This window comes from Wolbachia endosymbiont (group A) of Gastracanthus pulcherrimus (assembly GCF_964028265.1).
In the GTDB taxonomy this organism is placed as follows: domain Bacteria; phylum Pseudomonadota; class Alphaproteobacteria; order Rickettsiales; family Anaplasmataceae; genus Wolbachia; species Wolbachia pipientis.
This window is the reverse complement of record NZ_OZ034763.1, coordinates 151,272-164,787: the sequence shown is the minus strand read 5'-3', so window position 1 is coordinate 164,787 and position 13,516 is coordinate 151,272. Positions and strand designations below refer to the sequence as shown.

The window sequence follows — 13,516 nt, the reverse complement described above, 5'->3', positions numbered from 1 at the left end:
TTTTTATATTAGGGATCATTATTTTCACACTGACTATGTAGAAGAAAATAATTTTGAACCATTTTTCAGTTCACAACCAGCCACCATTTCCAGAATTAACTGACTTCGATAGAGGAGTGTTGAAAGTTTGTGGAGATTGGGGAGCGCATCCAGATAAAGAAGATTTCAAAATTTTACTTAGTTGTCTGCAGCATCAAGAAGTAGTGAAAGAAATATATGATGAGCTTGATCATCAAATTGTCACACCAGATGCGGATTTGGAGCTATTTAAAGATGAACTGGCTAACATTTGGTTTACAAATAGTGGAAGTGAAAAAGAAACTATAGGGTTTGGACATATTTTTTGTGGTGAGCCAAACGATAAATTAGGTGGCATGCATTTTGTAGGCAGATATGTTGAAGCTCAAGAAGATAAATGGGCAGGTGCGATTTGGAATCCTGTGCAATAAATCAGATATTAAGCCGCCAGTTTATACATTTGGAATGAAATATTTGGGCAAGGATGGAGAAGTGAAAGTTAAATGCCCAAATGGATATGCATATAACCTTCATGCCGATAATTTCTGCAACTAAGGCGTTTAAGGAATTGGGAAAAGATGGAATGTGCCTGTATAAAATGGAGGATGACAATTATCAATCAGTATTTATAAGAAAGAATGATGCTATACTCACGTTCTATCCTGACTTAACACCAAAATGTGATGATAAGAGCACTTATTGTAGTTGCAGTAAATCTTAATTTATTTTAGCCAAAGATATATACCAGCAATGATGCCGTTGATTTTATACTTCAAAAATCAGGTAACCCTTTCTTAGAGGTTGTCCGGAAACAAGTAAATTCAAGCATATTCCCTCTTTAACATAACCCTACTCATAGCTAGGTATATGAAATTCTCAGTGGATGTTGTGAGTAAATCATACTCCTTCGATAGCCTTCTATTCCTATTAACCCAAGCAAAAGTCCTTTCTACAACCCATCTTCTTGGCTGTACTTTAAACCCTTGTTCTCTTGTTGGTAGTAGCTCAGGTGGCGTATCTTTGTGCACCCAAAATCTACATGGAGGCCTTGTAACAATTTCAATATCTATGTCATATTCTTCCTTTATGTGATTCTTTAAATTTCTTCCTTGGTATCCCATGTCAGCCCACATTTTTTTAACTTTAGTATATTTTGTTCTCATATTGTTTAATGCTATTTTAATACCATCTCTATCATTTTCGTTAGCAGCGCCTACGTAACAACCTAGTATAAAACCCTGAGTGTCTGTAATTATATGCCTTTTTCTACCCTTTACTTTTTTACTTCCATCATAGCCTTTGATCCCCCCTTTTCTGTAGTCTTTACAGATTGACTATCTACTATACAGGCACTCGGCTGCTCATTCCTTCCTATTTTTCTTCTACTATATTTTGTAATTTCATAATTCATTTTCTCAAAAATTCCCTGCTTCTTCCATTGCCTGAACTGCTCATACACAGTCTTCCATAGCGGAAAATCATTTGGTAAATACCGCCATTGACACCCTGTACGCAATACATAGAAAATTGCTTCTAATATTTCTCTTTTGCTATACTTTGGCGGCCTTCCTCCTTTCTTGTATGATACTCTGAAGTGTTTTTCTATTCTTGCCTATTCCCTTTCGCTTAGATCTGTTGGATACTTTTTTCTCATCTTTACCCCGTACTAAAATTTCAGATATTATAGCCTTTTACTTGTTTCCGGACAACCTCTAATACCAATTCCCATTACAGGGCAAACAGATGGACAATGATGGAAGAAAAGCCATACTGAAGTAAGTAAAATAGCGAGGTTTAAATGGCATTAAGATCAAAATTATTGGATGAAAAAGTAGTAGAATCAGCAAAAGAAATGCTGAAGAAAGTAAGGAATAATGCATATGTTTCAAAAAAACTAAATGCTGTAATTGCAGCAAAAAAGTACAGTATAACGGCTGTAGCAAAAATATATTGCATTTCAAGAAGCGCACTAACTTCGTGGGTAAAACTCTTGAAAATTGGCAGAGAAGAAAAACTGTTTGCTCCTTCACAACGTCGTAGAAAAACTAAATTAAATCAGGCTCAACTACAGCAAATTGAAGAGTGGATAGAAGAAAATCCTAATATCACCATTAAAGAAATGAGAATAAGAATCCAGGAAAAGTTCGGATTAAATATCAGCAAATCTACAGTACACCGCCATATGCAAAAGATGAAATTCTCATATATTACACCAAGACCAGTTCATAATGGACAAGATAAAAGCAAACAAGAGGAATTCAAAAAAAAATCTCAATTGAGCTATTAGCAAGTATCCAGAAAAAGAGCTATTTTTCTTTGATGAATCACGGTTTGGCACACATTCAAAAGTTGGACATGGGTGGTTTAAAAAGGGGATTAGAACACAGGTTAAAACAAAATTAGGTAGGCAAAATTTCTATCTCTATAGTGCAGTTAATCCTAGAAATGGAGAGAGTTCTAGCTTATTTGCACCAAATGTCAACACTGATTGCATGAACATATTTCTTGAGCAAATTTCGCAATATCTAGAAACACGAGAGGCTTTTCTCGTTATGGACTGTGCTAGTTGGCATAGGTCAAAAAATTTAAAGGTACCTAAAAATATCGACATTATATACCTACCTCCATACTCACCTGAGCTAAATCCTGTTGAGAGGCTTTGGTTATATATAAAACAGAACATTTTGCGCAATAAAATATACGATACAATTGCTCTACTTGAGGGTGCTTTGTGCAAATTTATTACTTCTCTTGCCAGCTCCACAACTAAACAACTCTGCAATGTTTCCTATTTGACTGGACAACAATGAGAATTGGTATTAGTGGACAGTAAAAAACGACACAAAGTCTTTCAAAATAATCAAGATAGTTTTGCAAAACTTGTAGTTTGGTGCAATGGCCATGGAGCAAATCTTACTCATTTATGTCTTGAAGCAACTAGTTGGTATGGAGAAGATTTGGCTACTTTTATGCACGATTTAGGACATAATGTCAGTATAGTAAACCCAGCCCAAATCAAAGCTTTTGGCAAAAGTGAGCTGCTCAGAAATAAGACAGATAAATCAGATGCAGCTATGATAGCTAGATTTTGTATCGCCAACAAACCTGCTCTTTGGAAGCCCATTACACCTGAAATGAGGCATTTGAGGGAGCTTTACCGTTGCATGCAATCGCTAAAAGATGATAAGGTGCAACAGACAAATCGCTTGGAAAACAAAAATATGCATTCCAGTTGCAAAGAAGCTATATCTAAAGTAATTTTGGCAATAGAGGAGCAAATTATTGTTCTCGAAAAAGAAATTAATGAGCATATAAATAACTATCCACATCTAAAAAATATGGTGGAAAACCTTAAGACTATAAAAGGTATAGGATATCTTACTGCTGTTGCTGTTGTCGCAGAAATGCCATCAGTTGATAACTTTGACAATGCTAAACAATTTACAGCTTTTGCTGGTCTAAATCCAGGACATTATCAATCGGGATCGTCAGTAAGTAAGAGAAGTTGCATATGCAAAATAGGATCTGAGCGTATTCGAAAAGCTCTTTATATGCCAGCTATAGTAGTCAAAAACCATAATAATCATTTTCAAAAGTTTTGTCAGCGTCTAGCAAGTAAAGGCAAATGTCCAAAAGTCATAGTTCTTGCGTTAATGCGAAAATTAATGCATGTCTTTTTTGGTATTCTTAAAAATAATCAACCATTTAATTGTAATTTTGTTGGATAATTTGTTTGACAGCAGAGACAGTGTCTGGGATCCAGTTTCACCTTGTGATGGTGTCATGAAAGTAGCTGACACTGGTTTCCATCCAAGACGGTGTCATTCCTTACTATTACCCACAAATATAAATGTACTTATAAATAAAGTATTACAATATTAGAGTTTGCAAATATTGAGGGTATAAAAATGGCAAACGAGAGTAATGAATGGGCTAAAAATGAATTTGGAGATGCTGTACTTGGAGATAAAAGATTAACTGACCGATTAGTAAATATTGCTGACAGTATGATAAGTTTACCTGAAAGCTCAATTAATGAGGCATGCGGAAGTTGGTCAGAAGCAAAAGCAGCATATCGTTTTTTTTAAAATGAGAACGTAAAAGAAGTCGATATTCTAGCTTCACACATTGATAAAACAGTTGAGAGAACAAAAGCTCACAAGAGGGTTCTTGTCATTCAAGATACCAGTTACATTGTATATAATAACCATAAAAAAACAAGCGGATTAGCAAATTTGTCCAGTTATGATACTGCAAAAGGTATTATAATGCGTACAGCTCTTGCCGTTAGTATAGAAGGTTTGGTACTAGGGATACTAGATCAAAAAGTTTATTCAAGACCTGAAGAAACTGAGAACCTTAAAAAAAAGAGCGATCGCATTGAAGATAAAGAAAGCGTAAAGTGGTTGGAAACTTTAAGAAAAACAAATAATATTATTGATCCAACTCAAACTGAGACTATAACTGTATGCGATAGAGAAGCAGATATATATGACTTTTTTGAGCTTGCACATAGTCTTAATTCGGCAGTGCTAGTTAGAGCATGCAGAGATAGAGCAGTAAATAGAAAATCTCGATATCCTGAAAAAGGTGAGCAGAAGTTATGGGCATTTATTAAATCCTCTCATTGTGCAGGTACGGTAGAAGTTGAAGTTCCTGTAAAAGATAATAAGCCAAAAAGAACAGCACGTTTGGAAGTTAGATTTGGAAAGTTTATGATGAATCCATCTAAGAATAATATTAGGCATAAGACGGAAGAACTACCTAAATTACCACTTTATGCAGTTTATGTTGTTGAGAAAACTCCCCTTCCCTTAAAAAAAAACCGCTAGAATGGATGCTATTAACGAATCTTTCAGTTAATACTTTCGATGAAGCTGTTGAAAAAATTAGTTGATATCAACTATGTTTTTTAAAAATTTTTTTATTTGTGTAATTTTGCAAATTATATGGGCAATAAAAACCCGTTTGTCATAGAAATAGAATTTTATATCAAACAGCTACCACAGCAATTTCTGCTTAAGCTAATGAATATGTGCTTTAAGTCTGTGTGGACGCACATATTCATTAGCCAATTTCAGTTACCGTTGTGAAGATTTTTAAGTATGCAAATTAATTGCTTCTTTAAGTCTTGTATTAGCAATTACTATAATTTTACGCATTAGGGCTGTTATAGCCACCATCTTCTTCTTACCACTTTCAACAAGCTTAGAATAAAAGGCGCCAAGTATAGATTTTGACCTTGTAGCAGCCATAGCGGCTGTAAAGAGCTTTGAACGAACGTTACTTCTACCACCTGTAATCCTTCGGTAACCAACAGCTTTACCACTTTCTTTTGGATGCGGTGCAACTCCGGCAAGACTTGCTACTTCTTTTCTATTTAAGTAACCAAGCTCTGGCATTAAACACAAAAAATCTTGTGATAACTTTTTACCTATTCCAGGAACTGTTTTAAGAATTTTTTGGCGTTGTTGTAATTCGCGGCTTTCATCAATAATCTTTTGTATAGTATCATTGAGTTCGTTTATTTGACTATCGAAAAACTCAATGGTCTTTTGACAGCTTTCTTTTATATGATCATTTTCCGGTGCTTCAAGTCTGCATTTTTCTTGAGTTCTCATTTGCGTAATATCATCACGACGTTGACAAAGTGCAGCCAAAGTTGATTGTTCTGTAGAGGTAGGTACAAATAGAGAGATAGTTCTATGGCGTTCAAATCCATATTGAGCAAGAGCTCTTGCATCTGATCTATCAGACTTTGCTAAAGTTCCGTGAGATAAAATAAAGCTTTTTACTTTACGAGTATTAGCTCGATGCACGGCAATATTTTTGTCGGTAAGAAAATGTGATAAGCCAAGCTCATATTTCCCTGTATTTTCTAAAGTCACTAAAGCATTAGGTAGAATATCTGAAAACTCTTGAAATAATTGTTGCCAACCAGAAGCATTATTATCAAATTCGACAGCATTCTTCTGTTTGTGAATTGCAACGACATTTTTAAATTTTCCGATGTCAATGCCAATAAAATTTTGATAAGATGTAACCATAATAAACCTCGATAATTTTAGTTAATTTAAGATTGTAAACGGGTGCATATATATGTCCCAAGCAACTATTCAAACGTATCGAGAGATAGGGCTAGCGTACCTTGATACCAACGGTTGTAATACCAATTTCCTTTCGGTCGCGCACGCCCGCTATTCCTAGTGAGCAGGGTTATCTTTCTCTCTTATCTCTTTTATATCACGTTTTTAACTTACAATTGCCTTAGATGGAAAATAGAGATATTACATAAAATTTTAAATCCGGTCTCAAAGTTGAGGAATGTAGACTTGGAACAGCAGAAAGATTAATGAGGTATTTAACAGTCATGAGCATTATTGCTTGGAGAATTTTCTTTATTACATCAATTGCAAGAACTAACCCAACATTACCATGTACTGCCTTATTAGCTGAGGAAGAATGGAAAGTTTTATATGTTAAAATACACAGGAAACCATGTCCAAATATAGCCCCTACTATAAAAGAAGCCGTTTCGTGAACTTGGAGGTCATTTAGCAAGAAAAAGCGACCCAAAACCAGGACCAATTACTCTTTGGAAAGGATATAAACGTCTCTTTGATTTAGCAGAAGGATGGCGACTTGCTCACGAACCTCATATTTGTTGGTAATAGTAAGTTGTTAGCGGTATCTGGAGATACCGCGGCGGTATGACGTAGGGAAATCTTACTTATTATAGCTATAGTTCTACATGAATTACAAAAGTAACATTTACTAGATCTTAATATTTTAGATCTATATTTTAATAAATAATGAGCTGTAATTAGTATGAATAATCCATTTAAAAGTGAGAACTATAAAAAAAATCTCGATTCTCTGATCAAAGCTGTAAAGCTAGGAAATGCAGAGAAACAATATAACAAAACGTTAAGGGATTTATCTCATGCATTAGAAGGTTTTACAGGTGAGGCAAAAGGTATAGCTGAGTTTGTTATATATACTGACTTGAACAATTATGTAGAACAGCCATTAGGTCTTTTTAAAACATTAATGAATAGAATTTTGGGAAAAAATTTTCCAACCAAGAACAGTAGTATAAGTAATTTTGTAAATGATGAGTTGTCAAGTTTCACTTTAGAAACAGCAGCTAAGTATACAAGAATTTTAAAAAAAATTGATCTCTTGGAACAATTAGAAAAAGATTTCAGAAAAAATAATATTTTAAAAGATTCTTTAAATTTAGAACAAAGTGAAAAGAGTCAAGGAAAAGATAGATCACACGAAGTGAGTTTGGAAGGTAGAAAGCAAAAGGAAGGTACTTTTGAGCTGCGAAAAGAAGAACAGCCGAAAGAAAAATTAGGTGGTAATCGCATGAGGCAAATAAAGCGACCAACAACAGCACCTCCGGCTGCTCCAGATTCGAGGAAGGTACGCTTTAAATCAGAAATATCCTCAGATGGAGAAAGCAAGGCAAAGTCTACATCTTCTTTACTAAAAGGAGCTAATAGTTTTAGTATGCCTGATGCTAAGGAAAATCCTTCTGAGGATTCAGGCTATGAAAGTTCATTAGATCAGGGGTCTGAATATGAAGACATATCAAATTATCAAGAGAAAAAGCAAAAGGAAAATCCTTTATATGAGCAGAGAGAAGATTCAGGCTATGGAAGTTCATTAAATGAAGAGTCTGTATACAAAGAGATATCAAATTATCAAGAGAAGAAGAGTAAAATTTTAATAGAAAATTCGCAGAGTTCAAAATCGCCCAAAGAAGAGCCAATTTATGCAACAGTTCCTAAAGAACATATAGAAGCAAAAAGAGAACGTAAGCAGAAACAACAACCTCAATCCCTCGTACCACCAAAACCACCGCAAGTGCCAAAAAAAATGTTTACTACTGGTCAAGAAGTTAGACAAGAATCGAAAGTGGTAATCAAAGATAAACCTGCAGTACCGCCAAAGCCTAAAAATCTAAGCCGTGCTAATCAAAAAGTAAGCACAGAGCCAAAAGTAGTAGGAGTAATTCTTAAAAAATCAGCTGAAAGAGTACCACTAAAATCTGAAAATCAAGACAATAGGAAATCAGCACAAAAAGCTGCTGGTAAGGCGATACCAAAAGTAGCAGCAGCTACTATGAAAGGAGGAGCTAATCGCGAGATGGGCAGTAAAGTAAAGGCATTAAAAGAAAAATTTGAGCAAAATCAAGCAAAAGGAAATGCTAATGTACAGCTTGCTGAAAGCAAAACCACTCCAGCAGCACAAGCGGATATCGGTGTGAAGAAAAAACAATCTCATTCATTTCTAACAGAGAATAAAAGATCTGCAACGAAACACGTAACAGCAAAATCTGATCCAAAATCTCATGTCAGCAAAAATTCCCTTCTCACGCATGCAAATGTAAAGGAAATGGTTGCACAAATTGAGAAAGGAAAAGGAGGAAGATAGTAACATTTGGGAAAAAAACATATGTGTCAAGTCAAGAGATTGTGAGCAAATTTAGGAAATTATAGCTAAACTGACTTAGATTTACCGACAATTTGAAAAACCGTCATTCCGCTAACTATAGTATTTTCGAAAGCGAATGATAAAGGTATAATATGTTTTTTTAAAGTAGGGAAAGCGATGGTATATAGTGTAGATTTAAGGGAAAAAGCAGTGTCTTTGGTAGAAAAAGGAAAGTCAAAGGTTGAAGTTGCAGAGGTTTTTGAGATAGGGATAGCAACACTATATAGATGGCTAAAAAAGAAAGCTACTGGCCAAGGTCTCAAAGCGGTAAAAAGTACTGGTTTTATTCGAAAAATAGATCCAGAAATACTCAAAGAATATGTCAAAAAACACCCAGATCACACACTAGCAGAAATGAAACAAAACCTTGGCTTTGGGATAAGTGCAATTTGGTATAGATTAAGACAGCTAAAAATAACCTTTAAAAAAAGTCACATTCTATCAAGAGCGCAATCAAGAAGATAGGCAGCAATTTATCGATAAAGTCTCAAAAATAGACCACTGTAGCATTTTATATATAGATGAAGCAGGAGTTGATAATAGACTATACCGAGAATATGCACGAGCTCCAAGAGGAGAAAAAATATATGCTGATGTTCCAGGAAAAAAGCGGGAAAGAGTGAGTATAATAGGTGGATGAGAAGTTTATTGCACCAATGACCTTCACAGGAGGGTGTAATAAAGATATATTTAATGTATGGTTAGAGCGAAGATTACTTCCACAATTACAGCGTGATACAACCATAGTTATGGATAATGCTACATTCCATAAAACTCCCAAAACAAAGTCATTAATAGAGTCTTTTGGCTGTCATTTGCTTTATCTTCCAACATATTCACCTGATCTAAATCCGATAGAGCATTGTTGGCACACCATCAAAAGTTGCCTCAGACCTCTAATGCATCAATGTACAGACTTACACCTTTTAGTTGGTAATACCATTTTAGACGTTTATCATTCGTTTTAGAAAATACTATAGTTGAAATAGCACAGTTACTCACCCCATAAATTTGGTGCTCTCTTTCAATCAAAGGTGTCTTGCTGCTTGAAATGTTTTCTTTGTAAAAATTTGGCTTATCTTTATATCATCTCATTCAAACAGCATTAACATAACTTATGCCTTTTTTAGATGTAGAAATTTTCTAGGAATTGTCTTTTTGAATTCTATGGTATTTTGTTTAACATTGAAACAAGAGGCCCGTGTCACGCACTTGCATGACACCCATTTGTTCCTATAGTTGTCTTTTCTCGTCTACCTTATTTTGCCACTCTGCTGAACAGATACATAAAGAAAGTGGAAAATTGGACATTCTCAACTCGGCTCCTGCAGATTAAAAATTAAGTTGAATAAAAATTGGATTTGACGCAGTTTTTTCCCATAGTTTAAGAAATTAAAAGTTTAACGATTAGAATTATAATTACAAACCACAATAAAAAATAGACTTTTCCATTTGATTTATTTTTAATTTGGATGTTTTCTAATTTTTTATCAGCTATTAGGTTTAATTTTTCTATAAGGCTAAATATCCCTTGGATTGTTTTTACAGGATAAGAACTTCTAATTTTTTCCCTATACCCTACTTTACTTTCATGTTGACTGCTTATCCACGCTTCAACTACTTTCCACATATTGATTTCTGGGTAGATCTTTCTACATGTCCCTTCCAGTAAAATCATAGTTTTCTGCAGCAATAACAATTGTGTTTGAACTTTCATATCAAAATCACCAGTTATTTTTAATAGCTGAGCAAGTAAACTAGCAAATGAAATCTTCTGTATAGGCTGCCCAATAATGGGTTCACCTATTGCCCTGCAAGCTGTGACAAAATTTCTATGCTGTGATGAAACGTAACCAGCTTTAAAGTGCATTTTTGCAACGTGATCATAATCCCGATTTAAAAAGCCTTTGAGTATCTCTATAACGTAATAGCATGTCTCACGATCTATTCTACCCATGATTCCACAATCCAGAGCAATAATATTGTTATTACTATCAACCATTAGATTTCCAGGATGCATATCAGCATGAAAAAAACAATCCCTGTATACCTGATTACAAAACGATTCTATAAGATTGATAGCTATTTGCTTATGATTATTCAGTTTTTCAACTTCGTATATTGGCGTTGCTTCTATCCATTCTAATGTTAAAACCTTTTTTGCAGTTCTATTCCAATCTATTTCAGGTACATAAAAACCTCTGTCATTTTTTGTGTTTTTCTTTAGTTCCGAAGAGTGAGCAGCTTCAAAACGTAGATCTAACTCTAATCGGCAAATTTCAGCAAAAGTTTTAACTAATTCAATTGGCCTCAGCCTTTTTGATTGTTCGCTAAATTTTTCTGCAATTTCTGCAAGCCAAGAAAGCATTTTTATATCTCTTGAGAATGTTTTCTCAATATTTGGCCTTAAAACCTTCACAGCAACTTCCTTACCCTCAGTTGTAACCGCTCTATGCACCTGAGAAATCGATGCTGCTGCAATTGGCTTTTCAGAAAAGCTTGAAAAAATGTCGCTCAATTTACAATTAAACTCACTTTCTATAGTTTTAACTGCTATTTTATGTGAAAATGATGGCAATCTATCACATATCAATAACAAGTTATTTGTTATATCTTCATTTAAAACATCAGTACGTGATGAGATAGACTGCCCAAACTTAATGAACACCGGACCTAATTTTTCAAGAGCACACTTTAGCTTGTGGCCTTGTATTTTATTTATTGATTTTTTTGATGGTGGAAGTAAATAAGGTAATATATTGTAACGCGTCAGCACCGTAGTTATGTGCAGAAGACGCAAAATATTTTGAATCATTTCGCTGCGTAACTGCTAAATATTTCATTTAGGGTTCTATTTTTCATAATCTCATCAGGCTTGCCTTGGCAATAGATAGTATTATTTATACAAATTATGTAATCTGAGGATGGTAGAGCAGAGTTAAGATCATGAGAAGTCATAAGAATCGATACCAATCGTTTTTTTGCTATTTTATTTATAATATCATAAAATTTAGCCCGCGCGTTAATATCCATTGCACTAACTGGTTCATCTAGAATGATCAAGTCAGGCTCTGCAATTAAACAACGTGCAAGTAGCAATAATTGTGTTTGCCCTGCAGAAATTTCTAACACTTGATTCTTCAAAATGTTACCGATACCAACCAACTCTATCGTTTCTGTAATAATGGATTGATTTTTCTTTAGTCTTTTCAAGGAGCTATTTAAAAGGAAATATTCAACTGTTATTGGCATCAAATTACTAATACTAAAATTTTGCGGCATATAGCCAATTTTTATGTTGTCAGCAAATACGATATTACCGGTACAGCTTTTATTTATGCCAGCAATTGCTTTCACTAAAGAGGTTTTACCTCCACCATTTGGACCAAGTATTGTAATTATGTCTCCTCTTTCCATGAACATATTGATATTGTCAAGGATTCTTTTACCATCATATGTGAGAGCAAGATTTTCTATTTTTAGAACACGATTATTGACATTATTCAATTTATTGACAAAATTTAACTTCTTCTCAACGTTTATATGAGACATTTACTGACTTTTTTTCTATTACTTTCATTTACACTATACTATAATATCGCCTTTTCATCCAATTTAAAAGTTGTAGCTACAATCAAACCTATCCACTCACTTGTAGCTTCTATTACAGAAGGGATTTTAGAACCGGAATTGCTTGGCTATGCAACATCTGCGCATAATTATATATTAAAGCCATCTGATGCGAGTAATTTAGAATCAAGTGACGTTATATTTTATGTTGACGATAACTTAGAGACGTTTGTTCAAACTTTCGCCAAAAATAATAAAGAACTAGTGCAATTGTCAAAGGCAATCAACCTACTTCCTACTCGGCCACATTCATTTTCTAGAAAAATTACTCACATTAAAGATGAAAAAGATTTACACATTTGGCTGAGTCCCGAAAATGCAAAGAGCATGATACTTTCTGTAAGTGCAACATTGTCTAACATAGATAAAGAAAATTCCCATCGATACAACTCTAATGCAACAAAAGCTATAAAAAAAATAGACCAAGAAGTAAAAGAAATCATGAAAGAACTGAATGATTTTAAAAATCAAAAATATATCGTCACTCACGATGCTTATCAATATTTTGAAAAATATTTTGGTTTAAATCACCCAAGCGCCATTCTTTCCATAGAAGAGGATTCTTACATAGGTATGAGGAGTTTAATGAAGCTAAAAAAGATAATGAAGGAAGAAAACGTTAAATGTATATTTGCTCATTCACAGGAAGACAGCATAAAGCCTAATGCTCTTTCTAATGACGCAAAAATGGTAGTTCTTGATCCTATTGGATCAGACATAGAGCCTGGAAAAGATGCATATCTAGCTATAATCAATAACATTGCACAAAATTTTAAGTCTTGTTTTGTTGAGTAATAAGTTCCCTTTTAGCTTACTGTTTTATTGTTCTGCATTTATTTGTCCTTTACATATTATGCAGGTTTAGAATTATGCTTTATTCTTACGTTTATGTCTTGGCCCAATACAATCAATAAGTTAAGCAAGTATTCTAAGGAGAACCCTTTGATTTTTGACCTATTGATTTGAGATACTTTAGGCTGATCAATCTTTAGAGCGTTTGCTGCTTTTTTCTGTGTTGTGTATCTCTTACCTATTAATTGTGCAATGACCTTTATTAATTTCAGTTTTGTATCCTTTACATTGTCCAACTCTACTATTACAGGATAACTTAATTGTAAATTTTGCATAATAATAAACTTTCCTATAAAAAAACTACTTTAATTTTTCTTCTTTAAATAGCACATGCCTTCTGACTACTGGGTCATACTTTCTAAACTCCAGTTTTCTGGTGAGCTTTTTTGGATTACGCTTTTTTACATAAAAATAGCCTGTTGATTTTTCTTCACCAGCTCTTGTTGTCTTGATTGCAGTGCTGACTAACTTAACAAGCAAAGAAGCATTTTTTTTCGCCATACTTATAATGATA

At 34.1% G+C, this 13,516-nt stretch carries 15 protein-coding genes and 2 pseudogenes; 11 read left to right on the top strand and 6 right to left on the bottom strand.

Going from position 1 to position 13,516, the window contains the following annotated elements:
- Nucleotides 1-53 precede the first annotated feature (53 nt).
- Both ABWU47_RS00805 and ABWU47_RS00800 read left to right on the top strand, forming a co-directional pair.
- Nucleotides 54-449, top strand: a complete 396-nt coding sequence (locus ABWU47_RS00805; protein WP_236514435.1) for an EndoU domain-containing protein — start codon at nucleotides 54-56, stop codon at nucleotides 447-449.
- Between the two features lie 86 nt (nucleotides 450-535).
- Nucleotides 536-739 carry a hypothetical protein gene (locus ABWU47_RS00800; RefSeq protein ID WP_236717754.1) on the top strand — a complete coding sequence of 68 codons (204 nt, stop codon included), beginning with the start codon at nucleotides 536-538 and terminating at the stop codon, nucleotides 737-739.
- Between the two features lie 100 nt (nucleotides 740-839).
- On the opposite strand, the gene ABWU47_RS00795 is transcribed toward ABWU47_RS00800, so the two are convergent.
- Nucleotides 840-1,624 (bottom strand): IS5 family transposase gene (locus ABWU47_RS00795; RefSeq protein WP_238513981.1). Its coding sequence is split into 2 segments (ribosomal slippage): nucleotides 840-1,303 and nucleotides 1,303-1,624, totalling 786 coding nucleotides; the frame shifts between segments, so codons are not numbered across the junction.
- 192 nt (nucleotides 1,625-1,816) lie between these two features.
- Here ABWU47_RS00795 and ABWU47_RS00790 point away from each other — a divergent pair.
- The 4 genes and pseudogenes from ABWU47_RS00790 to ABWU47_RS00775 all read left to right on the top strand — a co-directional run.
- A protein-coding gene (locus tag ABWU47_RS00790) for an IS630 family transposase (RefSeq protein ID WP_410530063.1) occupies nucleotides 1,817-2,828 on the top strand; the annotation gives its coding sequence in 2 pieces (ribosomal slippage) (nucleotides 1,817-2,296 and nucleotides 2,298-2,828; 1,011 coding nt in all).
- 12 nt (nucleotides 2,829-2,840) lie between these two features.
- Nucleotides 2,841-3,746 carry a transposase gene (locus ABWU47_RS00785; protein WP_353285710.1) on the top strand — a complete coding sequence of 302 codons (906 nt, stop codon included), beginning with the start codon at nucleotides 2,841-2,843 and terminating at the stop codon, nucleotides 3,744-3,746.
- A gap of 1 nt (nucleotide 3,747) precedes the next feature.
- Entirely contained in the window at nucleotides 3,748-3,900 is a 153-nt protein-coding gene (locus tag ABWU47_RS00780; protein WP_353285709.1) for a hypothetical protein, read from the top strand.
- 26 nt (nucleotides 3,901-3,926) lie between these two features.
- A pseudogene (locus tag ABWU47_RS00775) lies at nucleotides 3,927-4,909 on the top strand (IS4 family transposase); the annotation flags it as partial.
- A 208-nt stretch (nucleotides 4,910-5,117) separates the two neighbouring features.
- Here the strand turns inward: ABWU47_RS00775 and ABWU47_RS00770 are convergent.
- Nucleotides 5,118-6,065: an IS110 family transposase gene (locus tag ABWU47_RS00770; protein WP_209472550.1), complete on the bottom strand. Its 948-nt coding sequence runs from the start codon at nucleotides 6,063-6,065 to the stop codon at nucleotides 5,118-5,120.
- A gap of 216 nt (nucleotides 6,066-6,281) precedes the next feature.
- Between ABWU47_RS00770 and ABWU47_RS00765 the strand changes: the two are divergent.
- From ABWU47_RS00765 to ABWU47_RS00750, 4 genes and pseudogenes are all read left to right on the top strand, one after another.
- Nucleotides 6,282-6,689: pseudogene (locus ABWU47_RS00765) on the top strand (IS4 family transposase); the annotation flags it as partial.
- Between the two features lie 157 nt (nucleotides 6,690-6,846).
- The gene (locus tag ABWU47_RS00760) at nucleotides 6,847-8,460 is read left to right on the top strand and encodes a hypothetical protein (RefSeq protein ID WP_010962938.1); all 1,614 of its coding nucleotides are present in this window, start codon (nucleotides 6,847-6,849) and stop codon (nucleotides 8,458-8,460) included.
- A gap of 177 nt (nucleotides 8,461-8,637) precedes the next feature.
- Nucleotides 8,638-8,985: an IS630 transposase-related protein gene (locus ABWU47_RS00755; RefSeq protein ID WP_022626382.1), complete on the top strand. Its 348-nt coding sequence runs from the start codon at nucleotides 8,638-8,640 to the stop codon at nucleotides 8,983-8,985.
- A gap of 167 nt (nucleotides 8,986-9,152) precedes the next feature.
- On the top strand, nucleotides 9,153-9,488 hold the full coding sequence (locus ABWU47_RS00750) for a transposase (protein WP_049973597.1): 336 nt from the start codon (nucleotides 9,153-9,155) through the stop codon (nucleotides 9,486-9,488).
- 416 nt (nucleotides 9,489-9,904) lie between these two features.
- On the opposite strand, the gene ubiB is transcribed toward ABWU47_RS00750, so the two are convergent.
- Nucleotides 9,905-11,335 (bottom strand): 2-polyprenylphenol 6-hydroxylase, encoded by a 1,431-nt coding sequence (gene ubiB, locus ABWU47_RS00745; protein WP_077188336.1) that lies wholly within the window; start codon nucleotides 11,333-11,335, stop codon nucleotides 9,905-9,907.
- Nucleotides 11,332-12,072: a metal ABC transporter ATP-binding protein gene (locus tag ABWU47_RS00740; protein WP_006279528.1), complete on the bottom strand. Its 741-nt coding sequence runs from the start codon at nucleotides 12,070-12,072 to the stop codon at nucleotides 11,332-11,334. Before ABWU47_RS00740 ends, ubiB begins: the two co-directional genes overlap by 4 nt.
- Here ABWU47_RS00740 and ABWU47_RS00735 point away from each other — a divergent pair.
- The gene (locus ABWU47_RS00735) at nucleotides 12,064-12,945 is read left to right on the top strand and encodes a zinc ABC transporter substrate-binding protein (RefSeq protein ID WP_012673303.1); all 882 of its coding nucleotides are present in this window, start codon (nucleotides 12,064-12,066) and stop codon (nucleotides 12,943-12,945) included. The genes ABWU47_RS00740 and ABWU47_RS00735 overlap by 9 nt on opposite strands.
- 56 nt (nucleotides 12,946-13,001) lie before the next feature.
- Here the strand turns inward: ABWU47_RS00735 and ABWU47_RS00730 are convergent, their stop codons facing one another.
- Both ABWU47_RS00730 and rpmG read right to left on the bottom strand, forming a co-directional pair.
- Nucleotides 13,002-13,277, bottom strand: a complete 276-nt coding sequence (locus ABWU47_RS00730) for a helix-turn-helix domain-containing protein (RefSeq protein ID WP_077188335.1) — start codon at nucleotides 13,275-13,277, stop codon at nucleotides 13,002-13,004.
- Nucleotides 13,278-13,302: 25 nt separating this feature from the next.
- Nucleotides 13,303-13,503 carry a 50S ribosomal protein L33 gene (rpmG, locus tag ABWU47_RS00725; protein ID WP_006279743.1) on the bottom strand — a complete coding sequence of 67 codons (201 nt, stop codon included), beginning with the start codon at nucleotides 13,501-13,503 and terminating at the stop codon, nucleotides 13,303-13,305.
- Between the last annotated feature and the right edge of the window lie 13 nt (nucleotides 13,504-13,516).

Excerpts from the sequence above, each read along its gene's own strand:
- ABWU47_RS00800 (WP_236717754.1), top strand. The coding sequence starts at position 536 with ATGCATATAACCTTCATGCCGATAATTTCTGCAACTAAGGCGTTTAAG.
- ABWU47_RS00770 (WP_209472550.1), bottom strand. The coding sequence starts at position 6,065 with ATGGTTACATCTTATCAAAATTTTATTGGCATTGACATCGGAAAATTT.
- ABWU47_RS00760 (WP_010962938.1), top strand. The coding sequence starts at position 6,847 with ATGAATAATCCATTTAAAAGTGAGAACTATAAAAAAAATCTCGATTCT.
- ABWU47_RS00755 (WP_022626382.1), top strand. The coding sequence starts at position 8,638 with ATGGTATATAGTGTAGATTTAAGGGAAAAAGCAGTGTCTTTGGTAGAA.
- ubiB (WP_077188336.1), bottom strand. The coding sequence starts at position 11,335 with ATGATTCAAAATATTTTGCGTCTTCTGCACATAACTACGGTGCTGACG.
- ABWU47_RS00735 (WP_012673303.1), top strand. The coding sequence starts at position 12,064 with ATGAGACATTTACTGACTTTTTTTCTATTACTTTCATTTACACTATAC.
- ABWU47_RS00740 (WP_006279528.1), bottom strand. The coding sequence starts at position 12,072 with ATGTCTCATATAAACGTTGAGAAGAAGTTAAATTTTGTCAATAAATTG.
- ABWU47_RS00730 (WP_077188335.1), bottom strand. The coding sequence starts at position 13,277 with ATGCAAAATTTACAATTAAGTTATCCTGTAATAGTAGAGTTGGACAAT.
- rpmG (WP_006279743.1), bottom strand. The coding sequence starts at position 13,503 with ATGGCGAAAAAAAATGCTTCTTTGCTTGTTAAGTTAGTCAGCACTGCA.